Genomic DNA, 23,434 nt, shown 5'->3' with positions numbered 1-23,434 from the left:
CGCCCGGCCAGCGCCGGGTCAAGCGGGGGTCAGTCCTTGCGCAGGGCGGCACGGCCCTCGGCGGCGCCGACGAAGCGCATCTTGCCGAGCGGCACGTCGGCGGGCGCCGACTCCTGGGGCTGGCGCCTGGGGCGGGGGCGCTGGTCGGAGGGCAGCACGTACGGCCGCCGCATGACCTCGTCCAGGATGAAGACGGTCTCGGTGGCCTTGACGGCGGGGATGTTGGCCAGGCGGTCGGTGACGAGGGTGTGCACCTCGGAGACGTCCGACACCCTGACCTGGATCATGGCGTCGTGCTGGCCGGTGGTGATGGCGCAGTACTCGACCTCGGGCATGCGCGCGAGTTCGGCCCTGAACTGGCGCCACATGACCTGGCGGACGGTGACGAAGATGAGTGCGGTGATACCGAGCCCGGCCCGGCCGTGGTCGATCTCGGCGGTGAAGCGCTTGATGGCGCCGTCGGCGCGCAGCGCCTCGAAGCGGGTGTAGGCGTTGGCGCGCGAGATGCCGACGCGTTCGGCCAGCGCCGCGACGGAGATGCGGCCGTTCTCGCGCAGGACCTCAAGGATCTTCAGATGGGTGGAGTCCAGCTCAAGGCCGATCCCGATCCGTCCAGGTGGAGCACCGCGCCCACCATGATCTCTGGATATATCGCTCATATCGTGTCATATCCTCCGGCTATCAGTCTCGCCAAGATAGCGCGATCTGGACATTCTGCCCCACAATCCCGGACAGCTTTCACGAACATCTGGAGGACTCACCATGGCGACCCGCTCGCAGACGGCGGCTGTGCTGCTCGTCGGTGCACTCGCTCTCGCCGCCTGCGGAAGCGGCGGCGCATCCAAGACCCCCTCCGCCCAGGGCGGCGCGCAGGGTGGGAAGACCCTGGTCATCGACACCTCCTTCGACCTGAAGACCGGCGACCCGGGCCGGACGTACGAGCCGACGGGCCTCTTCGTGGGCAAGGCGACCTACGAGACGCTGCTCACCTTCGACGGCGCCGACGTGACCAAGCCGGTGCCCGCGCTGGCCGAGTCGTACGAGCTGTCGAAGGACGGCAAGACCCTCACCCTCAAGCTCAAGCAGGGCGCGGTCTTCTCCGACGGCTCCCCGGTGACCGCCGACGACGTGGTGTTCTCCCTCAGCCGCGTGCGCGACCTGAAGGGCACCCCGTCGTTCCTGCTCGACGGCGTGGAGGTGGCCAAGGAGGACGACTCGACGATCAAGCTGACGTCGAAGGCGGCCAACCCGGCGCTGCCGTTCATCCTGCCGAACCCGGCGCTCGGCATCATCAACAGCAAGGTCGCCAAGCAGAACGGCGCCACCACCGACGCGCAGGACAAGGCCGAGCAGTACCTGAACGCCAACTCGCTCGGCTCCGGGCCGTACACGATCGAGACCTTCAACGTCAGCAGCCAGGTCGTGCTCAAGGCGAACCCGAAGTACTACGGCGCCAAGCCCGCCTACGAGAAGGTCGTCATCCGCAACGTCGAGGCCGCCACGCAGAAGCTGAACGTCCAGCGCGGCGACAGCCAGATCGCGCTGAACCTGTCCGGCGACCAGGTCACCGGCATGCCGAACACCCTCCAGGTGAAGAAGACCGCCTCGGCCAACGTCATCTTCCTGCTCGCCAACCAGGACGAGGCGATCAGCAAGACCACGCCGAACGCCAAGTTCGTCGAGGCCGTCCGCAAGGGTGTCGACTACGCGGGCCTGCTGGAACTGGCCGGTGAGGGCGCGACCCAGGCCCCCGGCGTGATCCCGTCGCAGATCCTCGGCGCGCTGCCCGTCGACCAGGGCGCCAAGCGCGACGTCGAGGGCGCCAAGGCGGCGCTGGCGGCCAGCGGGCTGTCCGACCCGACGGTCAAGCTGGAGTACCCGAGCGAGCTGACCGTCAACGGCCTGTCCTTCCAGCCGTTGGCCGAGCGGATCCAGGCCAACCTCAAGGAGGTCGGCATCACCGTCGACCTGGCGCCCGCGCCGGTCACGACCGCGCTCGACAACTACCGCAAGGGCAAGGAGGAGATGGGTCTCTGGTACTGGGGCCCCGACTACCCGGACCCCAGCGACTACCTGGCCTTCCTGCCCGGCAAGACCGTCGGCCTGCGGGCCGGCTGGAAGCCCGGCGCCGCCAAGGAGATCGAGGCCGCCGGCGACAAGGCCGCCGCCACCATCGGCGACGAGGCCCGTACCGCCGCCTACCACGACGTGCAGACCAAGCTCAACGCGGGCGGCCCGTTCATCCCGCTGATCCAGCCCAGCCAGAACATCGTCACCGCCGCGTCGGTGACCGGGCTGGAGTACCACCCGGTCTGGACGGTCGACCTCGCCGACCTCGGTGTGAAGTAACGCCCGGTGAGCGAAACGACCAAGCGGCGGCGTACCGGACGCTTCCCGCTGGCCCGCTTCCTGGTCAGGAGGATCCTCATCGCGATCCTCCTGGCCTGGGGCATCACGCTGGTGACGTTCGTGCTGACGAACCTGGTGCCCGGTGACCCGGTGGCGGCCAACCTGGGCCAGCGGGCGCTGGGCGACCCGGCGATCGTGGCACAGTGGCGGGCCGAGCACGGCCTCGACAAGCCGCTGCCCGAGCAGTACCTGATGCACCTGCAGGGCCTGCTGCAGGGCGACTTCGGCACCAGTCAGCAGAGCCACCGCCCGGTCAGTGAGGACCTCGCCGAGTTCGTCCCGGCGACGCTGGAACTGGCGGGCGCCGCCATCCTCATCTCGCTGGTGCTGGGCGTGGCCTTCGGCGTGGTCGCGGCGCTGCGCCGCGACCGGCTGCCCGACCACGTGCTGCGCGTGGTCAGCCTGGTCGGTATCTCGGTGCCGACGTTCTGGCTGGCGCTGGTGGCCTTCTACGTGTTCTTCTACCGGCTGCAGCTCACGCCGGGCAGCGGCCGGCTCGATCCGAGCCTGTCGGCGCCCGAGCCGATCACCGGGCTGCACACCGTGGACGCGGCCCTGACCGGGCAGTGGGACGTCTTCGCCAGCGCGGCGGGCCACCTGGTGACGCCCGCGCTGGTGCTGGCGCTGTACACGATCGGGTTGCTGACCCGATTCACCCGCAGCGCGGTGCTGGAGGTGCTCGGCCAGGACTACGTGCGGGCCGCGCGCGCCAAGGGACTGCCCGGCCGCACGATCCTGTTCAGGTACGTGCTGCGCTCGGCCCTGGTGCCCATCATCACCGTGGCGGGCCTGGCGTTCGGGTCACTGCTGTCGGGGACCGTACTGGTCGAGGCGATCTTCGCCTGGCCCGGCATCGGTCAGTACGCCTACAAGAGCGCGACCACCCTCGACCTGCCCGCCATCATGGGCGTCGGGCTCGTGGTCGGCGTCGTCTACCTCGTCATCAACCTGATCGTGGACGTCCTCTACGGCGTCATCGATCCCCGAGTGAGGCTGCAGTGAGACGCGATCCCCTGGCGCCGCGCAAGCGGCGCATCCCACGGGCGTGGCGGCAGCCGCTCGCGGTCACCGGAGCCGTCGTCGCCGTCGCCTGGCTGGTCGTCGCGCTGGCCGCGCCGCTGCTGGCGCCGTACGACCCACTCGCGCAGGAGCTGCCGCGCCTGGCGCCGCCCGGTCCAGACCACTGGCTCGGGACCGACCAGCTCGGGCGCGACATCCTGAGCCGGATCATGTACGGCGCGCGGGTGTCGATCCCGCTCACGCTGCTGCTGGTGGTGCTGAGCGTGCTGATCGGCGGCCTGCTCGGCGCCTGCGCCGGATATCTCGGCAAATGGGTGGACGAAACGGTGATGCGACTGGCCGACCTGGTCTTCGCCTTCCCGACGATCATCCTGGCGATGGTGGTCGCCGCGGCGCTCGGAGCCAGCCTCGGCAACGCGGTACTCGCCGTCCTCGTCGTCGCCTGGCCCGCCTACGCCCGCGTCACCCGCGGCCTGGTGCTCGGCGTGCGCGGGCGCGAGTTCGTGCTGAGCGGGCGCCTGCTCGGCTTCTCCGCCTGGCGCTCGCTGCGCGTGGACGTGCTGCCGAACGTGACCGGCCCGGTGCTCGTGCTGGCCACCCTCGACATCGGTACGGCGCTGCTGCTGCTGTCCGGCCTCAGCTTCCTCGGCCTGGGCGCCAAGCCGCCCTCCCCCGAGTGGGGCGCGATGGTCGCCTCCGGCGTCGAGGTGTTCGACAGCTGGTGGGTGGCGACCTTCCCCGGCCTCGCCATCCTCACGGTGGTGCTGGCCTTCAACTTCCTGGGAGACACGCTGCGCGACGCCCTCGACCCCCGCACGGCCCGCGCCATCAAGGAGCGTGCCCTGTGAGCCTGCGGATCACCGATCTGAAGGTCGACATCCACGGCCGGCCGATCCTCAAGGGCGTCTCGCTCGACCTGCGCGCGGGCCAGGTGCACGGCCTGGCGGGCGAGTCCGGCTCCGGCAAGACCATGACCGGCCTCGCCGTACTCGGCCTGCTGCCCCACGGCGCCAGGACCTCGGGCGCGATCGACTTCGACGGCCGCAATCTGCTGGACCTGCCGCCCAAGGAGCTCAACCGGGTGCGCGGCGGCCAGATCGCCATGGTCTTCCAGGACCCGGCCACCAGCCTGCACCCGATGCTCACCGTCGGCAGGCAGCTCACCGAGCACATGCGCCACCATCTCGGCCTCGGCCGGGCCGAGGCGCGCGAGCGTGCGGTCGAACTGCTCGGCAAGGTGCGCATCCCGGGCGCGGCAGAGGCGTTCGGCCGCTACCCGCACCAGTTCTCCGGCGGTATGCGCCAGCGCATCGCCATCGCCGTCGCGCTCGCCTGCTCGCCCAAGGTGCTCATCGCCGACGAGCCCACGACCGCGCTCGACGTGACCGTGCAGGCGGGCATCCTGCGGCTGCTGCGCGGGCTGTGCGACGAACTCGGCCTCGCGGTGCTGCTGGTCACGCACGACCTCGGCGTCATGTCGGCGGTCGCCGACGAGGTGAGCGTGATGAAGGACGGCCTGGTCGTGGAGACCGGGCCGCGCGGGCGCGTGCTGCGCGAGCCCGAGCATCCGTACACCCGGGCGCTGCTCGACTCCCTGCCCGAGTCCGTCCGTGAGGAGAGGACATGAGCCTGCTCACCGTCGACGACCTGGTCGTCGAGCACCGCACGCCGGGACGGCCCGTGGTCCGGGCCGTCGCGGGCGCGAGCCTCACCGTCGCGGCGGGCGAGGTCGTCGGGCTGGTCGGCGAGTCGGGCTGCGGCAAGTCCACGCTGGCCCGCGCGGTCTGCGGGCTGAACCCCGTCACACAGGGCGCGATCCGTTTCGAGGGGCAGCCGGTCACCCCGCTCGGCCTGCGGCGGCGCAAGCTGACGGGGATCCAGATGGTCTTCCAGGACCCGTACTCCTCGCTCAACCCGCGCCGTCGCGTCGGCGACCAGATCGCCGACGGGCTGCGCGTCGCGGGCGACACCGCCTCCGTGCCGGAGGACCTGCTGGAGCGGGTCGGGCTGCCGCGCGACTTCGCGGGACGGCACCCGCACGAGTTCTCCGGCGGCCAGCGGCAGCGCATCGCCATCGCCCGCGCGCTCGCGGCCCGGCCGAGGCTGCTGATCGGCGACGAGCCCATCTCCGCGCTGGACGCCTCCGCGCAGGCGCAGGTGGCCACGCTCATGCGCGACCTCGCCGTGGAGTCGGGGGCCGGGCTGCTGTTCATCAGCCACGACCTGTCCGTGGTCCGGCTCATCGCCGACCGGATCGCGGTCATGTACCTCGGCAAGATCGTCGAAGTGGGGCCGACCGCCGAGGTGTGGGACGCGCCCCGGCACCCGTACACGCAGGCGCTGCTGCGGGCCATCCCCGCGCCGGACGGCCTGGGCGTACTGCCCGCAGAGCTCGCCGGAGACGTGCCGGACCCGGCCGACCCGCCGCCCGGCTGCCGGTTCAACCCGCGCTGCCCGCAGGTCATGGACATCTGCCGGGACAAGGAACCGGACTTCGGCCCGGTCGCCTGCTGGCTCCACGAACCGGCGTGAACGCGACCGGCCGCCCCGGCGGCTCACCCCCCGCCGACGTGCTCGCCCAGGTGCGGGCGGCCATGCGGCGAGCCGAGATCGACGCGCTGGTGCTGCGGCCCTCCCCCGACTTCCGCTTCCTCGGGGGAGGCGGCGAGGACTTCCTCGTTCTCACGCACGACGAGGTCCGGGAGACCCAGGACCCGCGCGGCTGCGTGCCGGAAGGGGCACGCCGGGTCGGGGTCGACGCGGAGATGCGGGTGCGCGAGCTGTTCGGGCTCGGCATCGACGCCGAACTCGTCCCGGCCTCCGCCGTCCTGTCGCCACTGCGGCTGCGCAAGCGGCCCGACGAGATCGAGGCGCTGGCCCGCGCCGCCGCCTCGGCGCAGGCGGTGCTGCGGCAGGCGCGGGAGATGATCTGGTTCGGCGCCAGCGAGCGGACGATGGCGGCGAGCCTGCGGGTGCTGATGGTGGAGTCCGGCTGCGAGGAGGTGCTGGACCTGCGGGTGGCCGCCGGTGAGCACACCGCGCTGCCCGCCCACCGGCCCACCGGGCGGGTGATCAACCCCGGTGACGCGGTGCAGGTGGCCGTGTGCGGGCGCTGGGACGGCTACTGCGCCGAGGTGGCCAGGGTCTTCGCCGTCGCCGAGCCGCCGGAGGACTTCGAGGCGATGTACTCCGTCGTGCACTCCGCGCACGCCTCGGCCATGGCGGCGGTGCGCCCCGCCGTACCGGTGGCGGGGCTCGCGGCGACCGTCGCGGGCGTGATCGACTCCTCCGGGTACGGGCGCTTCGCCGGAGCCCACTGCGGGCGCGGCGTCGGGCGCGGGCACGACGAGCCGCCGCGCGTGTCCGAGGCGGACGACGCGGTGCTCGCCGACGGGATGGCGCTGTGCCTGGAGCCCGCCATCTACGTCCCCGAACTGTTCGGCGCCCGGCTCGCCGACGTCGTGGTGTGCGCGCCCGGTGGCGCGCTGGCGCTCAGCACGCCACCGGCCACGGTGCACGTACTCGACCGCTGAGCGGAACGGCTGTGGGGCGGCGCTCCCTCCGCCCCACAGCCTCCTCGCCGCGGCGGGTCCACGAGCCGCGGCGGTACGGCGCCGCGGCGGTGGGCATGCCGCGGCTTGTGGAACAGACTCCCTTCGGGCTGGTCGGGGTTCACCAGGTGACGGGCAGGGAGCGCAGGCGGCGGAAGGCCGCCGCGCGCTGCCAGGTGAGTTCCTCGGCCGGAACCGCGGGCCGCAGTTCCGGCGTGTGCTCGGCCACCGCGCGCACGGCGGCCGTGATCTGCATCCGGGCGAGCTGGTTGCCCGGGCAGTAGTGCTTGCCGAACCCGAAGGCCACGTGCTGGCGTTCCGGCCGGGTGGGGTCGAAGGCGTCGGGGTCGGCGAAGACCCGGGGGTCATGGTTGGCCCCCTCCAGCGCGACCAGGATGCCCTGCCCGCGTCCGATGGTCATGCCGCCCACCTCGACGTCGGCGACGGCCAGCCGTTTGACGCCGCCCGTGGCCATCGGCGTGTGGCGCAGCAGTTCCTCCACCACGAGCCCGGTCACTCCCGGATCCTCCCGTACGGCCCGCATGACGTCCGGCCGCCGCAGCAGCGTCACCAGCGCGTTGCCGAGGAAGGCGCTCGTCGTCCGGTACCCGGCGATGAACAGCATCATCGCCACCACGGCCAGGTCGGCGGGAGGCAGCGCCCCGGCCCGCGCCACCCGGCCGAGCAGGTGCGGCCCCGGCGCGGCGGCGAGTTCGGGCAGGCGTTCCAGGAAGAACGTGTACGCCTTCCCGCCCGCGGCCGTGAGCTCGTCGTGGGTGTGCTCGCCGAACGGCGGCCCCCAGGAGAGCATGACGTCGCCCCATTCGTTGAGCAGGTCGCGGTCGGCGTCGTCGAGCGGGCCGACCAGCACGCGGCACAGCATCGCGAAAGGCAGCGGCCGCACCAGCCCGGTCACCAGGTCGGCGCACCCGCCGGGGCCGGTCAGCTCGGCGACCATGGCGCCGGCCTGCCGCCGCGTCCAGTCGCGGTGGCGGCGGACCGAGCCCGCCCCGAGGGCGTCGGCCAGGAGCCGGTGCAGTCCCGCCTCCCGCAGGGCGGTCAGCGCGTCGTTGGTGCCGTCGGGGCCGCGTTGCGGGACCGGCTCCTGGCGGGGGGCGTCGGGGGCGAGCGCGGCCGTCGCGCTGACCAGCGGGTCGGTGAGGATCTTCCGGGCCAGCTCGTGCCTGGTGACCAGCCACATGCGGTCGCCGGTGACGGTGGTGACCTGGTGGGCGGGTTCGGGGTCGGTGCACAGTTCGGCGTACCTGGGCGACAGGTCCGTGCCCCAGTCGCCGAACGGGAACGTCGGGCCGTTCACAGGACCCCCACGGTCTCTGCGGCCGGACGTACCACGGCGAAGCCCTGCTGGGGCGAGACCCGCAGGTACTGGGAGCCGAGCATCACCGGGACGGTGGGCAGCACCTGGTGGTAGATGTTGACCGAGGTCGGCACGCCGAGGATGCCGGGGGCGTCCATGCACAGCGGCACCTCCGAGGTGAGGTAGCGGACGCCCTCCTCAATCTGCGCGAGGCTGGGTTCGGCGCCGTGCAGACGGGTGGACAGCGCCCTGCCGGTGGCCTCGAACAGCGCCTGGCGGAAGACCGGTTCCTGGGCGAGCGCGGCGTCGACCTCCGCGCGCAGCCGCCGGTAGCCGGGGTGGTCGATGAAGTCGGACAGCAGGTGGATGCGCTGGCGCCGCTCGGGTACGCCACCGGCGGCCCAGGCGCGGCTGATCCGGCGGCAGGTGCGCCTGGACTGCCGCCTGGCCTCCTTCCAGGCGCTCGCCTCGTCGCTGCCGAGGGCCTGGTAGGTGTGGACCAGCGACGCGTCGGGGACGATCGCCTCCACGTCGGCGAAGACGGAGCCCGCCCACGTCAACAGGTCGGTGAGGCGCTGTTCGGTGAAGTAGCCGTTCCCGGGGCTGACGCCGACGAGGACGTGGTCGGCCCGGCCGCAGATCTCCCGGCAGTTGGCGGTGTAGGGCTCCATGACGAAGGCCGTCGTTGTGCGCGTCGTTGAGAAACCGCACATCGCACACCTCCCTAATTACCTACTCTTTGCTTGCGATTCATAACTCCTTGTAACACGTCCGGAGGTGGCGTCCTAGAGGGGAAACAAGGGTGTGAGCTTTTCGGTAACAGGCTCTGATCAGCGAGAACATGGTCAACAGCAGTTCGGGGCGCGGCTACGGGATGATCGATTTCCACCGTGCTCCCAGCCTTCGGCGGGCGGTTTTGGGTCAGGCGGGAAATCCCGTGCCAGGACCGCCGAGGCGGCTCGGCACGCGGGTGGGGCCTCGCCCGCGGGCCGCCGTGACTTCTGGTGTGGGCGACGAAGAGGGGGTCGCTGTTGGTGTGGTGGCACGAATCGGGACGTCGGCCTCATGGCATACCGTCGCCGTGACATCGGACGACTCGGAGGACAGACGTTGGTCGAGATCAGGGAACTGCACGAGATCGCCGAGATGGAACGGGTCACCGGCCTGTTCGGCGGCATCTGGCGGTTCGATCCCGGCAGCGAGCCGATCAACGTGGAGCTGATGCGGGCCCTCTCGCACGCGGGCAACTACGTCGCCGGGGCCTTCGACGGCGACCGGCTCGTGGGCGCCTCCGTCGGGTTCCTCGCCGCGAACGCCGCCCTGCACTCGCACATCACCGGCGCCACGGGCGGCCACGGCGCGGGGTTCGCGCTCAAGGCGCACCAGCGCACCTGGGCGCTGGCACGCGGGCTTGCGCGGGTGACCTGGACCTACGACCCGCTCGTGCGCCGCAACGCGCACTTCAACCTGGCCAAGCTCGGCGCCCGCCCCCTTGAGTACCTGCCGGACTTCTACGGGACGATGGACGATGCCATCAACCGGGGGGAAGCCTCCGACCGGGTGCTCGCCGCGTGGGAGCTGACCGAGCCGCGCGTCGAGGCCGCCGTACGTCATCGGCCGCACGTGCCGGACGTGACCGGCGCCGAGGTGGCGCTGGCCGACGACGGCGGGCGTCCCCTGCTCAGGCCGACGCGGGCGAGGCGGGTGCTGGTGGCGGTGCCGGAGGACGTCGAGGGGTTGCGCCGGGTCGATCCGGGAACGGCCAAGTCATGGCGGCTGGCCGTACGGGAGGTTCTGGGCGGCCTGCTGGCCGCCGGGGGCACTGTCACAGGATTTCGTGACAAGTCGTACTACGTAGTGGAGACAGCGTGAAGATCACTGGAGTAGAACTGCGGCGGATCGCGATGCCGCTCGTAGCGCCGTTCCGCACCTCGTTCGGCACCGAGACGGCCCGCGACGTGCTGCTCGTCCGCGTCGTGACCCCGGACTCCGAGGGCTGGGGCGAGTGCGTGGCGATGTCGGAGCCGCTCTACTCCTCCGAGTACGTGGACGGCGCCGCCGAGGTCATCAAGCGCTTCCTGCTGCCGTCGCTGCCCGCCGAGGTGGACGCCTACGGCGTCGGCCGGGCCTTCGAACCGGTCAAGGGCCACCGCATGGCCAAGGCCGCCGTCGAGACCGCCGTGCTCGACGCCCAGTTGCGGGCCGCCGGCGAGTCCTTCGGGCAGTTCCTCGGCGCGGCGCGTGAGCGGGTGCCGTGCGGGGTGTCCGTCGGCATCATGGACTCGATCCCCGAACTCCTCGACGCCGTCGAGGGCTACCTCGCCGAGGGGTACGTCCGGATCAAGCTGAAGATCGAGCCCGGCTGGGACGTCGAGCCGGTGCGCGCGGTCCGCGAGCGCTTCGGCGACGAGCTGCTGCTCCAAGTGGACGCCAACGCCGCCTACACCCTCGTCGACGCCCCGCACCTGGCCAAGCTCGACGCGTTCGACCTGCTGCTGATCGAGCAGCCGCTGGCCAACGACGACCTCGTCCAGCACGCGCAGCTCGCCAAGCGGCTGCGCACCCCGCTCTGCCTGGATGAGTCCATCGAGTCCGCCGAGCACGCCGCTGCGGCGATCTCGCTGGGCGCCTGCTCGATCGTCAACATCAAGCCGGGGCGGATCGGCGGCTACCTGGAGGCCCGCCGCATCCACGACCTGTGCCGGGCGCACGGGGTCGCGGTGTGGTGCGGCGGCATGCTGGAGACGGGGCTCGGCCGGGCGGCGAACGTGGCGCTGGCGGCTCTGCCCGGCTTCACGCTGCCGGGCGACACGTCGGGGTCGCGGCGCTACTACGCGACGGACATCACCGAGCCGTTCGAACTGCGCGACGGCCACCTGGACGTACCCGCCGGACCCGGCCTGGGCGTCGAACCCGTCCCCGCCGTCCTGGACGAGGTCACGACCGCCACCGAGTGGATCAACCTGTCCTGAGCCGCGCCTTCGAGGAGAACGCCCGTCCCCGTCACCGACGCCCCGGCGGCGGGAGGGGGACGGACTGCGCGCCCTCAGCGGACGAGGCGCGGGACGGAGGCCAGCAGCGTCCGCGTGTACGGATCACGCGGGTCCGCGACGACCTCCTCCGTCGGGCCGTGCTCGACCAGCCGCCCCTTGTTCATGACCGCCACCGTGTCGCACACGTACCTGACCACGGCCAGATTGTGCGAGATGAACAGCATCGACAGCCCCAGCGTGTCCCGCAGCGAGCGGACCAGGTTGAGCACCGCCCCCTGCACCGACACGTCCAGCGCGCTGGTGATCTCGTCGGCCACCAGCAGCCCGGGCGAGGCCCCGAGCGCGCGGGCGATGGCCACCCGCTGCCGCATCCCGCCCGACAGCTCGCGCGGATAGCGCCCGGCCAGCTCGGCCGGCAGCGCGACGAGTTCGAGCAGCCGCGCCACCTCCCCCGCCCGCTCCCGCTTCGGCATCCGGGGCAGCCCTTCCGCGACCGACTCCCCGATCCGCATGCGCGGGTCGAGCGAGGCGTACGGGTCCTGGAAGACCATCTGCACCCGTCCCGCCCCGGTGACGCTCCCCGTGTACGGCACCAGCCCGCTGACCGCCTTGGCGAGGGACGACTTGCCCGACCCGGACTCCCCGACCAGCCCGACGATCCGGCCGGGCCCGATCTCCAGGGAGACCTCGTCCACGGCGGTGAAGGCGCCGAAGCGCACACTCAGGCGAGAGATGTTCACGGTGCCTCCCAGCAGGCGACCTCGTGCGCCTTGCCGTAGGGGGTGAGCGGGGGTCGTTCCTGCGCGCATCCGGCGGTCGCGAGCGCGCAGCGGGGCGCGAACGCGCAGCCGGGTCCGACGTCCGCGGGCGCGGGCTGGGTGCCGGGGATGCTGGCCAGCGGCAGCGACCGGTCGGTCTCCATGTCCGGCAGCGAGGCGACCAGCGCCCGCGTGTACGGATGGACCGCCCCGTCGGCCAGCCTCTCGACGGGCAGTTCCTCGACCACCCGCCCGGCGTACATGACGACGACGCGGTCGCACAGTTCGCTGACGACGGCGATGTCGTGGGAGATGAACAGCGCGGCGGCGCCGCTGTCGTCGACGACCTCGCGCAGCAGCCGCAGGATCTGCCGCTGCACGGTGACGTCGAGCGCGGTCGTGGGCTCGTCGGCGACGATCAGCTGGGGGGTGCCCATGAGGCCCATGGCGATGACGGCCCGCTGGCGCATGCCGCCGGACAGTTCGTGCGGGTGCCGCCCGGCCTGCTTCTCGGGTTCGGGCAGGTGGACGTGTCCGAGACGGTCGACCGCACGGCGGCGGGCCTCCTTCCGGCCGGCGCCCTGGTGGACGCGGGCGACCTCGGCGAGCTGGCCGCCGACGCGCAGCGCGGGGTTGAGTGAGGCCATGGGGTCCTGGAAGACCATGGCGAGCCCGGTTCCCACCTCTTTCCGCGACATTTCGGCGATGTCGCGGCCGCCCAGCCGGAGACCGGCGTACCCCACCGTCCCCGGGTACGGCACCAGCCCCCCGATCGCCGCCGCCGTCAGGCTCTTGCCGCTGCCCGACTCCCCCACCAGCCCGACGATCTCGCCGGGCCGTACCGTCAGCGACACCCCGCGCACCGGTGTGACCCCGCCGGGGAAGGCAACCGTGAGGTCGCGCACCTCCAGGACCGCCCCCTCCACCGGCTCGGACGCCTCGGCGGCGGGCGGCGGGGCCACGGGCGCGCCGGGTGCGGCGGTGCGCGCCGCACGGCGGGCCAGCGTGTCCCCGAGCAGGTTGAAGCCGATGCCCGCGAGCGCGACGGCCAGCGCGGGCCCGATCGCGACCTCGGGCGTGAGGTAGATGCGGGCGAAGCCGTCGAACAGCAGCCGTCCCCAGTCGTAGTCGGGCGGCTGCACGCCCAGTCCGAGGAACGACATTCCGGCCAGCCCGAGCAGGGCGCCGCCGAGTGCCTGGGTCAGGTGGAGGATGAGCGGCTCGGCGATGTTGGGCAGCACGTGCCGCGACAGGATCCTCGGCCGGGACACGCCGAGCATCCGGGCCGCCTTGACGTAGTCGGCCCCGGCGACGGAGGCGGCCAGCGTCTGGGTCAGGCGGGCGAAGCCGGGCGCGATGGCCACCCCGATGCCGAGGACGGCGCCGCGCGCCCCCATCCCGGTGACCACGGCGGTGAACATGGCCAGCAGCAGCCCGGGGAAGGCCACCAGTGCGTTGACCAGGCCGGTGACCAGGCGCGCCCCCCGGCGGGGCAGCACGGACGGCAGCGCGCCGAGCACGATGCCGATCCCGGCGCCGACGGCCGTGGCGGCGAGGGCGAGCAGCAGGGAGTAGCGTCCGGCCACGAGCACCCGGGCCAGCAGGTCGCGGCCGAGGTTGTCGGTGCCGAGCAGGTGCCCTGGCGAGGATCCCTGCATGATCGCGGCGGCGTCGATGCGCTCGGCCGCCTCGCCCCACAGCGGCGGGCCGATGAGCGCCAGCACGACCATGAGCGCGACGAGGACGGCGGAGACGATCGCGGAGGGGGTGCGCGGCATCAGGTCTCCTTGATCGCGGAGGTCGGGTCGAGCAGGCCGAGCACGACGTCCACGACGAAGTTCACGAGCAGGACGATGGCCCCGTACACGAGGATCACGCCCTGGGCCACCGGGTAGTCCTTCTGGGTGATCGATTCGACGATCTTCAGGCCGAGGCCGGGCCAGGCGAAGACGTACTCGACGAGCACGCTGCTGGCGATCAGCGCGGTCAGGAGCAGGCCGCCCATCGTGAGGGTGGCGGTGAGGGTGTTGGGCAGCACGTGCCTGAGGTACAGGCGGGTGGCGGGCAACCGTTTCGCCTTGGCCAGGCGCACGTAGTCGGTGCCGAGCTCGCGCAGCGTCTCCACGCGGGAGATGCGGGCGATGGTGGCGATCGGGCCGACGGCGAGGGCCACGATCGGCAGCACGAACGACTCCGGTCCCGCCTTGCCGGCGGGCGGGAACATGCCGAGCCCGATGGCGAAGACGGTGACGAGGGCGATCGAGTAGAGGAACTCGGGCACGGCGACGGCGGTGCCGGTGATCGAGCCGAACGCGGCCTCGGTGCCCCGGCCGCGCCCGTTCTCGGTGCGGATCGCCGCCCACATGCCGATGGGCACGGCCGCCAGCAGCGCGACCACGGTGGCGAGGACCGCCAGCGTGAGCGTGTTCGGCAGCCGCGTGGCGATGACCTCGGACACGGGCTCGCCGGTGAGGAAGGAGGTGCCGAGGTCGCCGGTGAGCAGGTTGCCGGTGTAGACGAGGAACTGCTCCAGCACGGGCCGGTCCAGGCCGAGCGCCGCCGTCCGGGCCGCGACGAGTTCGACGGGCGCGGCCGGGCCCAGCGCGGCCCGCACCGGGTCGCCGGGGATGAGGTGGATCATCGCGAACGAGGCCACCAGCAGCGCGGCCAGCGACAGGACGAACCGCACCAGATGCCGCAGCACTCAGCCTCCCTGGGTGAGCCGGAAGGTGCTGGGGTTGAGCAGCCCCATGCTCATGTCGTAGGTGGCGCCCTTGGCGGCCTGGAGCACGGTCATGTCGGCGACCGGGACCAGGTCGGCATTGTCGAACAGCGCGGACTCCGCCTGCAGCCAGCGCGCGCAGCCGTCCGGGCCCGGTGTGCGCATGGCCTCGGTCACCAGGTCCGTGTACGCGGTGTTGGACAGGTGGGCGAAGTTGCCGCCCTTGGGCGCGGCGGGGCCGCTCAGGAAGCCGATGAGCTGCGAGGGCAGGTTGACGCCGATCGGCAGGTAGACGACGTCCCAGTCCTGGGTGGCGTTGAGCGACTCGGCCAGCTTGGTGTCGAGGACGCCCTTCAGCTCGATCTCGACGCCCGCCTTCTTCCAGGCGGCGGCCAGGTACTCGGCCCCGGCCTGGACGCCGGCGCCCCGGGTGGTGACGTACAGGTAGCGCAGTTTGAGGCGCTTGCCGTCCTTCGTCCGGACGCCGTCGGCGCCCGGCTTCCATCCTGCGGCGTCGAGCGCGGCCGTGGCGGCGGCGAGGTCGAAGGCGGGGACGTGCCCGGCGACGCTGTCGCCCTTGCACGGCCGGGGCTCGGTGACCATGCCGGTGGCCGGGCCGCCGGTGTTGCCGGTGACGATGCCGCCGAGTTCCTTGAGGTTGACGGCCTGGGTGAGCGCCTTGCGCAGGGCTGGGTCCTTGGTCGGCCGGTCGTCGCCCTGGTGGTAGAAGAACTGGGCCTGGCCGTTCGGCAGCTTGGTCGCGGTGACGCCGGGGGTCTGCTCCATCCGGACGCGGTCCGCTCCGTAGAAGACGGCGCCGTTGATCGTGCCCGCCACCAGCATGTTCGCGGCGGTCTGCTCGTTCGGGACGACCTTGAGCACCACCTTGTCCGGCAGGTCCTTCGCGGTGGCGCCGCCGGGCCCCCAGGCGTGCTCCCGCCGGACGGCGAAGGTGTAGTGGTCGCCCGGCACGGCCTCGGTCAGCGTGTACGGCCCGGTGCCCGAGGTGGCGCGGGCGATGGAGGCCCGGTCCTTGACGCCCTTGCCGCAGACGATGAAGATCGAGCGGGCGCTCTCCAGGATGAAGGAGAACGGCTTGGGCGTCGTGAAGGTCACGGTCCCGGCGGCGTCGTCGGCGGTGGCCTTCATCCCGGCCGGGACGAGCACGCCGTTGACCGGCGACTTGGTGGCCGGGTCGGTGATGTGGTTGACGTTCGCCGCCACGTCGGCCGGGGTGAGTTCGGAACCGTCCGAGCAGGTGACGTCCTTGCGGAGGGTGAAGGTCACCGCGTCGGGCCGGACCTCCCACTTCTCGGCCAGCCAGGGTGCGATGGCCCCGTTCGCGTCCACGGTGACGAGCGACTCGTAGGCGACCGAGAGCACCAGGTTGGTGGCCGTGAGCACGCCGGTCGCGGGGTCGAGGACGCCCGGGTCGGCGCCGAGGGCGTGGGTGAACGTGCCGCCGGTGACAGGACTGCCCGAGGGGGTCCGCGTGTCCGAGCCGCCGCAAGCGGCGGCGGCCAGGGCGAGCGCGGCGAGCACCGCTGCTTTCTTCATGGACGAACACTCCCGGCAAGGCGCCGCCGGTTCTTCGTGTCATTACACGAAATGTGCGGACAGGCTCGTCCTAGGGGCCGAAGATGCGCATCTGCAGCATCACGGTGAGCCGGGCGTCCGGGTCGGACAGGTCCAGCCCGCTGATCTCCAGCAGCCGCTTGAGCCGGTAGCGGAAGGTGTTGGCGTGCACGTGCACCCGCGCGCAGGCGAGGTTCACGTCGCCGAAGGCGTCCAGGTAGGCACCCAGGGTGGCGACCAGGTCGCTGCCGTGTTCGGCGTCGTAGGCGAGCAGCTTGTGGTACGGCCCGGTCGGTGCCTGCTCCTCCGCGGTGACCACGTCGGCGACCTGCATGAGCAGCGACTCGAAGTGGACGTCCGGGTAGCCCGCGGCCTGCCCGGAGGCCGAACGCGAGCGCAGGACGCGCAGCGCCCGGTCGGCGTCGGCGCGCGAGCGCGCCACCTCGCCGAGGTGGGCCGCGAGGCGCCCGACGCCGACGTTGGCCGGGTGCCTGGGCCCGATCCTGGCCAGGAAGCTCTGCGCCACCCGGACCGCGCGCTCCTCCTCGTCGCCGCCCGCCGTCAGCGGCAGCACCGCGTAGGCGACCGAGCCGACGAGCGCGGCGGCGGCCTTCGGGTGGATGGCGCCGACGTGCAGCGCGAAGGCGTCGCAGAAACGCTGCCTGTCGCTCTCGCCCCTGGCGGGGTCGTCGTCGGGCTGCCCGGTGAGCTGGGCGGCCAGCACGCACAGCCGGGTGGTGGCGACGCCGAGCCGGCCCGCCGCCTCCGCGGCGTCGCTGCCGCCCGCGAGGACGGTGGACAGCAGGTCGGCCCGCAGCCGCCGCTGGGTGTCGGCCCCGGCGCGTTCGCGCAGCAACTGCAAGGCGACGATCTTGGCGGCGTCCGCGAGGGCGCGCTGACGCTGCTCGCTGAGCGGTTCGCGCACCGCCACCCAGATCGAGCCGAGGATCTCGTCGCCGGAGCGCACGGCGACGGCTACCCGGTTGATGTTGCCGTCGCCCAACTCCAGGTAGACGGGGTCGCGGCTCTGGTAGAGCCGTTTGAAGAAGCCGAGGTCGTCGAGCATGCGCTGAAAGCGCTCCGGAACCCGGCGGCCGAGGACGGTCTCCACACGCCCGGCGTCGGCCTCCTCCTGCCTGCCGGAGAAGGCCAGTACCCGGGTGGAGCGGTCCTCGATCGTGACCGGCGCGTCCAGCAGCGCGCACACGGCGTTGGCCAGCGCGAACAGGTCGCCCTGCGGGCCCTCGCCGGGCTCCTCGATACCGCCTTCGGCCAGCAGCGAGCGCAGCAGCGCCGCCACCTGCGCCCACGAGGCGGCCCTGGTCAGGCCGAGCACGGCGACGCCGGTTTCGAGGACGGTGGCCCGTACGTGCTCGTCGATCTCCACCGGCACCTTGACCACGATCGCCGCCGCCTCCCGCGCCGAGCGCAGCAGCCGCCCGATCTCGGCGGCGGTGTGGACGCCGACGGCCAGCACGATCGCGCCCGGCGGGACCAGGAGCTCGTCGAGGGGGTCGTATATGTGCACGCCGCTCACCTCGGTGCCGAGGTCGCCGGGCGAGGCGGCCACGTCCATGACGGTGGTGCCGAGGTCCTGCAGGATCCGCCCCACGCTGGCGAGCGGACGGTCGTTCATCCGCTCACCATATGCGACGTCCATCGACATCAGGCGCGCAGCCTGTCGACCGCCGCCCTGGCCGCCCTTCCGATGGCCGCGTCGGCTGCCGGGTGGCGCAGCCCCAGATGGGCGGTGCGCAGGAAGACGCCGACGGCGTAGCGTGCCCCGTCGGGGTACTCGACGACTCCGGCCTCGTTGCGCACCCCCCACAGGGTGCCGGTCTTGCCGGAGACCTTCACCTCGTCGCCGAAGCCCGAGGCCAGCCGGTGCGGCCACACCTGCCTGCCCATGACCGCGCGGACCTCCGCGCACGCCTCGGCGGGGCCCGCCTCGTCGCGCCAGATCCGGGTCAGCAACGTGGTGATCTCGCGCGGGGTGCCGGAGGTGGTGCGCTCCGGGTCGCGCACGGCCAGCCCGCTGATCTGCGCGCCGGTGAGGGCTTCCAGGTCGATGTCGCCCAGCTCCTGCCTGACCTGGTCGAACAGTTCGGCGCAGCCGCCGACCAGGCGCGTACGGCCGAGCCCGAGGCGGGCCAGGGTGGCGTGCACCCGGTCGAGGCCGACCTTGCGCAGCAGCACGTCCGTGGCGGCGTTGTCGCTCATCGTCATCATGAAGTGGGCCAGGTCGCGCAGGGTGAGCGAGACGTCGTCCGCGCAGCCCGAGGTGCCGATGCCGCCGTCCTTGTCGGCCGAGGTGACGCTCAGGCGCTCGGTCCTGTCGATCTCGCCCGCCGCCGCCTGCAGCGCGTACTCCAGCATGATCGGGATCTTGAACACCGAGGCGAGGACGACGGGCTCGTCGCCGTCGAAGCTCACTTCGCCCTCGCCGTCCACTTCGCGGGCGTGCACGAAGCCGCGCGCGCCCGCGCTGTCGAAGATGTCAAGCACGGGGATGTCAAACACGGGGCACCGCCCGGCTGTTGTGCAGGTAGGCGGCCACGCCGTCCTGCATGACGAAGGTGAGCGTGGAGTGGGCGCCGCCCTCCTTCTCGACGGTGACGAAGTGGTCGCGCTCCAGGTGGGTGTAGAGGACGGTGGTCTCGGTGGCGCCCGCCTCCCGCAGGAAGTCCTCCGGCCGGGTCGTCACCGAGAGGCCGCCGTCGGCGGAGGCGGCGACCTCGATCGACATCGCGGGCACCCGGTAGGTCCCGGCGTACGGACCGGCGTCCACGCGGGTGCGCGGGGCGGGCGGCTCGGGCAGGCCGGGGACGGGCAGGCCGGTCGTCTCGCGCAGGAGCGGCAGCACCAGGTCCTCGACGAGCCCGAGGAAGGCGCCGCCGTTGCCGCTGATCGCGACGACCACGTCGTGGCCGGGCACGATGCGCCACATGGTGCTCTGGCCCGGGGTGCCGCCGTCGTGGCCGTAGGCGCCCCAGTCGAACAGCTCCAGGCCGAGCCCCCACGCGTTGGCCAGCAGCCCGGGGGCGGTCGGCACCGCGGTCTGCTCGGTGCGCATGGCGGCCACGGCGGACTCGGGCAGCACGCGGGTGCCGTCCTGGGCGCGGCCGCCGTCGAGGAGCATGCGGCCGAAGCGCACCAGTTCGCGCGGCGCCAGGCACAGCGTGGACCCGGCGGGGGCGTTGGAGCGCGGCATCTGCCACTTCGGGTAGACGGCCAGGTCGGGGCCGAGGTGCCCGGCGGAGGTGCGGAACAGCACCGCCTCCTCGGCCAGCAGCGCGGCGTGGGTGACGCCCAGCGGGTCCATCAGGTGTTCGCGGACGGCCTGCTCCCAGGTGGTGCCGCGCAGCCGGGCCACCAGGGCGCCGAGCACGACGTAGCCGGAGTTGCAGTAGGAGAACAGCGCGCCCGGCTCGTGCACCCGGCCCGCGCCGCCCAGGAAGGAGAGGTACCGGTCGAGGCAGTCGTCGCCCCGTCCGGTGTCCTCGAACAGGTCGCCGTCGAAGCCGCCGGTGTGCGCCAGAAGCTGCCGCACGGTGACGGCCGCGTCGTAGCCCAGCCCGAAGTCGGGCAGGTGGGCGCGGACCGGGTCGTCGAGCCCGATCCTGCCCTCTCCGACGAGTTGCATGACCAGTGCGGCCGTCCACACCTTGGTCGTGGAGCCGACCTGGAAGAGGCTGTCGGGGGTGGTCTCGACGCCGGTGTTCACGTTGACGACGCCGGTGGCGGCCTCGTGGAGTTCGCCGCCCGCCCACACGGCGATCGCCGCGCCCGGGATCCCGTGCGCGGAGGCGGCCGCGTCGAGGCGTTCCCGCAGGTCCATGTTCAGCTCACCTTCGGCGTGGCGCGAGCGCCCGCGTGCATGTAGGGGGTGCCGTCGGCCAGGGTGAAGAAGACGACGGAGGTCCATGCCGGGTCACCGTGACGGCGGCCGACGAAGGTGGTCTCGTCCACGGCGACCAGCGCGAACTCCTGCGGCTCCTGGAGCTCGGCGAGGGCGCCGAGCGCCTCGATCCGCAGGGTCAGCGTGCCGTCCGGTGCCCGTCCGACGGTCTGCCTGGCGCCCGCCCGCTGGTAGACGCCCAGGTACGGCGTGGCGTCCACCTCCACCGGGGTCGGCGGCGGGCCCAGCGACGGCGGCACCTCCAGGCCGTCGAGCTCGCCGAACAACTCGGTGGCGACGGCATGTGTGAAGGCGCCGCTGTGGCCGCCGTTCGCGGTGACGCACACGACCGTCCCGGTGTCGGGCACGGCCCACAGCATGGCGTGCTGGCCGATCGTGTTGCCGCCGTGCGAGATGACCTTGCGGCCGCTCCACGTGCCGAGGATCCAGCCGACTCCCCAGTGGGAGCCGAGCGTGTACGGGTTCGGGATCGCGACCTGCTCCTCCCACATGACCCGCGGATCCTTCAGCAGGCCGCCCTCCAGGTGGGCGCGGGCGAAGGCCACCACGTCGGCGGGGCGGGCGCAGATGAGCCCGGCAGGACCGGCCGAGCGCATCAGCCCCCACACCGGCGCGGGGGCGCCGCCGTCGAGGTGTCCCATGGCGGCGCGGAAGCGCAATGCCTCCTCGGGCAGCGTCACCGTGTGCGTCAGGCCCAGCGGCTCGACGACCAGTTCGCGCAGCGCGGCGTCCCAGACCTTGCCGGTCAGCCGCTCCACGATGCGCCCGGCGACGGTGAAGCCCGAGTTGCAGTACGACTGGGTGGCGCCCAGCGGGTGGTTCTGCGCCAGGCCCGCGCACGCCTCGACGTACTTCTCGACGCAGTCGTCGCCCCTGCCGGTGTCGAGGAACAGGTCGCCGTCGATGCCGCTGGTGTGCGACAGCAGGTGGCGGACCGTCACCGTCTTCGTGACCTCCGTGTCCGCCACCCGGAACTCGGGCAGCAGTTCCGCGACGGGCGTGTCCAGGGTCAGCAGGCCGCGCTCAGCGAGCTGGACCAGCATCGTGGCCGTCCACACCTTCGTGACCGAGCCGATCTGGAAGAGCGAGTCCGTGGTGGCCGCCACGCCGGTGCCCGTGTGCAGGACCCCAGCGGCGTACTCGTGGACCCGGCCGTCGTGCAGGTAGGCCAGCGCGGCCCCCGGCACCTCGTACCGCTCGATCAGCTCGGCGAGCCGCTGACCCATTGCTCCAGCCACGCGATGATCCTCTCGTTGTAGTCGTACCGGTGTGAGGGCCGCCCGGAGACGATGAACAGGTGGGAGCCGCCCGGGTAGCGCACCAGCCTGACGGGCACCTCCCGTTCGCGCAGCGCCGCGAACCACTGCTCGGCCTGGCCGACCGGGCAGCGTTCGTCCGCGTCGCCGTGCAGGAGGAGGGTGGGGGTGGTGACCTCGCCGACCCGGGTGTACGGCGACTGCGCGGCCGTGTCGCCCGGGTACTCGTAGGTCTTGAGCAGCAGCCCGGCGTCCGAGGTGCCGGACAGGCTGGTCAGGTCGCTCACGCAGCCGCCGGGGATCGCCGCCCTGAACCTGCCGGTGCGCGAGGTCAGCCAGCAGGTCATGTAGCCGCCGTAGCTGTAGCCGGTCACGGCCAGCCGGTCGGGGTCCGCGGTGCCGTCGGCGACGAGTTCGTCGACGGCGGTCAGGAAGTCCTGCTCGTCGGCCAAGCCCCAGGCGCCGCGCGTCGCGGTGTAGAAGTCCTCGCCGTAGCCGTCGCTGGCGCGCGGGTTGAGGGTGAGGACCGTCCAGCCTCGCGCGGCCAGCACGTGGTGGTAGAGGTGGACGCCGTCGAAGACGGGGGCCCAGGCGTTGTGCGGGCCGCCGTGGATGTCGAGCAGCAGCGGCCCCGGGCCGCTGCCGCCCCGCAGGAGGAAACCCTCGACCTCGGTGCCGTCTGGGGCGGTGAAGACGCGGGTCTGCGGAGCGGGCAGGTCCAGCCCGGCGGGCATGTGCGCGGTCAGCCGGGCGCCGTCCAGGAAGACCTCCCCCGGGCTGTACGGCGTCGCCGCCACGTAGGCGTAGTGGCCGGGCGCGGTGGACACGCCGGAGACCGAGACCTCCTCGGTGCCGCCGCCGACCAGTTTGGCGGTGCCGTCCGGGCCGAACCGGTAGAGGTGGGTGCGGCCCCGGTCGCGGGCGCAGAACAGCAGCCCGTCCCCGTACGCCCGGGGCGGCGCGCCCGGGTAGCCCGGGCCTCCGGTCATCACGTTGCGGTCCAGGCCGGTGCGCAGTTCCTCGTGCCCGTCCGGGCCGACGGCGTACAGGCGGGTGTGCCCGGTGGCGCCGGTGGACATCCCGGCGGCGACCAGCCGCCCGCCCACCTGCCACACCGCGAGGAACAGCACGTCGCCGCCGGTCAGCCGCTTGGGCTCGCCACCGTCCGCGTCCACCTCGTAGACGGAGCCGGACGGGGCGAGGTCGCGGTCGGCCTCCATGGACGCGGTGAAGGCCAGGCGCCCGCCGTCCGGGGACCAGGCGGGGGCGGAGGCGTGGAGGTCGCCGCCGGTCAGCGCCGTCGTCTCGCCCGAAGCGGCGTCCACCACGAACACCTGGGTGGTGATGCCGCGCAGCGGCCCCGGGCCGTCGGCCTTGTAGTCGAGCCGGTCGGCGACGATCGGGGCGGCCGGGTCGAGCGGATGGGGCAGGTACGGGCCCGCGAAGGCGATGCGGGTGCCGTCCGGGGACCAGACGGGGGCTCCGGCGCCGAGCGGGGCGGCGGTCAGCGTGCGGGGCTCGCCGCCGTCCATAGGGAGCAGGTGGATCTGCGGCCTGCCGTCCACGGCGCGGACGTAGGCGAGGGTCCGGCCGTCCGGCGACCAGCGAGGGAGGGAGCCGGTCGCCAGACGGCGCGGTTCCTGGCCCGGGGCGGCGAGCCAGATCTCGTCGAGGTTCTCGTCGGTCTCTCTGTCGGCCCTGGTCAGCGTGTAGGCGACGGAGGTGCCGTCCGGGCGGAGCCGTGGGTCGGAGGGTAGTCGCAGGCGGTAGAGGTCGTCCAGGGTGAGACGAGGCATGCGCGAACGCTAGGCGAACATCGGCCGGGCGGGCTTCGTGCTGGCGCCCGAAGCCCGCCCGGTCGTGTTGTGCGTCACACCAATCGCCCAGGCGGGCGATCGGTGTGACGCCTCGGC

General features: G+C 72.7%; 20 protein-coding genes. 8 read left to right on the top strand and 12 right to left on the bottom strand.

From position 1 onward, the window contains the following. Positions 1-29: 29 nt before the first annotated feature. Entirely contained in the window at positions 30-659 is a 630-nt protein-coding gene (locus tag ABD120_RS35525; RefSeq protein WP_343954735.1) for an Lrp/AsnC family transcriptional regulator, read from the bottom strand. 103 nt (positions 660-762) lie between these two features. Here ABD120_RS35525 and ABD120_RS35520 point away from each other — a divergent pair, with 103 nt between their 5' ends. The 6 genes from ABD120_RS35520 to ABD120_RS35495 are packed head-to-tail and all read left to right on the top strand — an operon-like array spanning position 763 to position 6,962. After that, a complete protein-coding gene (locus ABD120_RS35520) occupies positions 763-2,349 on the top strand; it encodes an ABC transporter substrate-binding protein (RefSeq protein WP_343954734.1) in 1,587 nt (528 codons plus the stop codon). A gap of 6 nt (positions 2,350-2,355) precedes the next feature. Further along, complete coding sequence (locus ABD120_RS35515; protein WP_343954733.1) at positions 2,356-3,411, top strand: ABC transporter permease; 1,056 nt, start codon at positions 2,356-2,358, stop codon at positions 3,409-3,411. Continuing rightward, the gene (locus ABD120_RS35510; protein WP_343954732.1) at positions 3,408-4,277 is read left to right on the top strand and encodes an ABC transporter permease; all 870 of its coding nucleotides are present in this window, start codon (positions 3,408-3,410) and stop codon (positions 4,275-4,277) included. Before ABD120_RS35515 ends, ABD120_RS35510 begins: the two co-directional genes overlap by 4 nt. Continuing rightward, the gene (locus ABD120_RS35505) at positions 4,274-5,056 is read left to right on the top strand and encodes an ABC transporter ATP-binding protein (RefSeq protein ID WP_343954731.1); all 783 of its coding nucleotides are present in this window, start codon (positions 4,274-4,276) and stop codon (positions 5,054-5,056) included. The genes ABD120_RS35510 and ABD120_RS35505 overlap by 4 nt, the downstream gene beginning before the upstream one ends. Then, positions 5,053-5,961 (top strand): ABC transporter ATP-binding protein, encoded by a 909-nt coding sequence (locus tag ABD120_RS35500; RefSeq protein ID WP_343954730.1) that lies wholly within the window; start codon positions 5,053-5,055, stop codon positions 5,959-5,961. Before ABD120_RS35505 ends, ABD120_RS35500 begins: the two co-directional genes overlap by 4 nt. After that, entirely contained in the window at positions 5,958-6,962 is a 1,005-nt protein-coding gene (locus ABD120_RS35495) for a M24 family metallopeptidase (protein ID WP_343954729.1), read from the top strand. Before ABD120_RS35500 ends, ABD120_RS35495 begins: the two co-directional genes overlap by 4 nt. A gap of 139 nt (positions 6,963-7,101) precedes the next feature. Here the strand turns inward: ABD120_RS35495 and ABD120_RS35490 are convergent, their stop codons facing one another. Then, complete coding sequence (locus ABD120_RS35490) at positions 7,102-8,298, bottom strand: cytochrome P450 (protein ID WP_343954728.1); 1,197 nt, start codon at positions 8,296-8,298, stop codon at positions 7,102-7,104. Beyond that, complete coding sequence (locus ABD120_RS35485) at positions 8,295-8,969, bottom strand: tRNA-dependent cyclodipeptide synthase (RefSeq protein ID WP_343954727.1); 675 nt, start codon at positions 8,967-8,969, stop codon at positions 8,295-8,297. Before ABD120_RS35485 ends, ABD120_RS35490 begins: the two co-directional genes overlap by 4 nt. A gap of 439 nt (positions 8,970-9,408) precedes the next feature. On the opposite strand from ABD120_RS35485, the gene ABD120_RS35480 reads away from it, so the two are divergent. Together ABD120_RS35480 and menC are read left to right on the top strand one after the other, a co-directional pair. Beyond that, positions 9,409-10,170 (top strand): GNAT family N-acetyltransferase, encoded by a 762-nt coding sequence (locus ABD120_RS35480; RefSeq protein ID WP_343954725.1) that lies wholly within the window; start codon positions 9,409-9,411, stop codon positions 10,168-10,170. Further along, entirely contained in the window at positions 10,167-11,270 is a 1,104-nt protein-coding gene (gene menC / locus ABD120_RS35475) for an o-succinylbenzoate synthase (protein ID WP_343954724.1), read from the top strand. Before ABD120_RS35480 ends, menC begins: the two co-directional genes overlap by 4 nt. Before the next feature lie 74 nt (positions 11,271-11,344). Here the strand turns inward: menC and ABD120_RS35470 are convergent, their stop codons facing one another. The 9 genes from ABD120_RS35470 to ABD120_RS35430 form a co-directional block, all read right to left on the bottom strand. Next, the gene (locus ABD120_RS35470) at positions 11,345-12,031 is read right to left on the bottom strand and encodes an ABC transporter ATP-binding protein (RefSeq protein ID WP_343954723.1); all 687 of its coding nucleotides are present in this window, start codon (positions 12,029-12,031) and stop codon (positions 11,345-11,347) included. After that, positions 12,028-13,827: a dipeptide/oligopeptide/nickel ABC transporter permease/ATP-binding protein gene (locus tag ABD120_RS35465; RefSeq protein WP_343954722.1), complete on the bottom strand. Its 1,800-nt coding sequence runs from the start codon at positions 13,825-13,827 to the stop codon at positions 12,028-12,030. Before ABD120_RS35465 ends, ABD120_RS35470 begins: the two co-directional genes overlap by 4 nt. Then, entirely contained in the window at positions 13,827-14,753 is a 927-nt protein-coding gene (locus tag ABD120_RS35460; RefSeq protein ID WP_343954720.1) for an ABC transporter permease, read from the bottom strand. Before ABD120_RS35460 ends, ABD120_RS35465 begins: the two co-directional genes overlap by 1 nt. Beyond that, positions 14,754-16,328 (bottom strand): ABC transporter substrate-binding protein, encoded by a 1,575-nt coding sequence (locus ABD120_RS35455; RefSeq protein WP_343954719.1) that lies wholly within the window; start codon positions 16,326-16,328, stop codon positions 14,754-14,756. 70 nt (positions 16,329-16,398) lie between these two features. Continuing rightward, positions 16,399-17,982, bottom strand: coding sequence for a PucR family transcriptional regulator (locus ABD120_RS35450; protein ID WP_343954717.1), 1,584 nt, complete (start codon positions 17,980-17,982; stop codon positions 16,399-16,401). 29 nt (positions 17,983-18,011) lie between these two features. After that, positions 18,012-18,851, bottom strand: a complete 840-nt coding sequence (locus ABD120_RS35445; protein WP_343954716.1) for a serine hydrolase — start codon at positions 18,849-18,851, stop codon at positions 18,012-18,014. Between the two features lie 7 nt (positions 18,852-18,858). After that, complete coding sequence (locus ABD120_RS35440) at positions 18,859-20,184, bottom strand: serine hydrolase domain-containing protein (protein WP_343954714.1); 1,326 nt, start codon at positions 20,182-20,184, stop codon at positions 18,859-18,861. A 2-nt stretch (positions 20,185-20,186) separates the two neighbouring features. Further along, positions 20,187-21,503, bottom strand: a complete 1,317-nt coding sequence (locus ABD120_RS35435; protein WP_343954713.1) for a serine hydrolase domain-containing protein — start codon at positions 21,501-21,503, stop codon at positions 20,187-20,189. Next, on the bottom strand, positions 21,467-23,317 hold the full coding sequence (locus tag ABD120_RS35430; protein WP_343954712.1) for a S9 family peptidase: 1,851 nt from the start codon (positions 23,315-23,317) through the stop codon (positions 21,467-21,469). The genes ABD120_RS35435 and ABD120_RS35430 overlap by 37 nt, the downstream gene beginning before the upstream one ends. Positions 23,318-23,434: the final 117 nt, after the last annotated feature.

Source organism: Nonomuraea longicatena, assembly GCF_039525605.1.
In the GTDB taxonomy this organism is placed as follows: domain Bacteria; phylum Actinomycetota; class Actinomycetes; order Streptosporangiales; family Streptosporangiaceae; genus Nonomuraea; species Nonomuraea longicatena.
Note: the sequence above shows the minus strand (reverse complement) of the source record. Positions and strands in the feature narration are given on the sequence as shown.

What these genes read in the sequence shown, in the direction of transcription:
- ABD120_RS35465 (WP_343954722.1), bottom strand. Translation starts at nt 13,827, where the DNA reads ATGCCGCGCACCCCCTCCGCGATCGTCTCCGCCGTCCTCGTCGCGCTC.
- ABD120_RS35525 (WP_343954735.1), bottom strand. Translation starts at nt 659, where the DNA reads ATGAGCGATATATCCAGAGATCATGGTGGGCGCGGTGCTCCACCTGGA.
- ABD120_RS35440 (WP_343954714.1), bottom strand. Translation starts at nt 20,184, where the DNA reads ATGGACCTGCGGGAACGCCTCGACGCGGCCGCCTCCGCGCACGGGATC.
- ABD120_RS35485 (WP_343954727.1), bottom strand. Translation starts at nt 8,969, where the DNA reads ATGGAGCCCTACACCGCCAACTGCCGGGAGATCTGCGGCCGGGCCGAC.
- ABD120_RS35520 (WP_343954734.1), top strand. Translation starts at nt 763, where the DNA reads ATGGCGACCCGCTCGCAGACGGCGGCTGTGCTGCTCGTCGGTGCACTC.
- ABD120_RS35500 (WP_343954730.1), top strand. Translation starts at nt 5,053, where the DNA reads ATGAGCCTGCTCACCGTCGACGACCTGGTCGTCGAGCACCGCACGCCG.
- ABD120_RS35455 (WP_343954719.1), bottom strand. Translation starts at nt 16,328, where the DNA reads ATGAAGAAAGCAGCGGTGCTCGCCGCGCTCGCCCTGGCCGCCGCCGCT.
- ABD120_RS35450 (WP_343954717.1), bottom strand. Translation starts at nt 17,982, where the DNA reads ATGAACGACCGTCCGCTCGCCAGCGTGGGGCGGATCCTGCAGGACCTC.
- ABD120_RS35430 (WP_343954712.1), bottom strand. Translation starts at nt 23,317, where the DNA reads ATGCCTCGTCTCACCCTGGACGACCTCTACCGCCTGCGACTACCCTCC.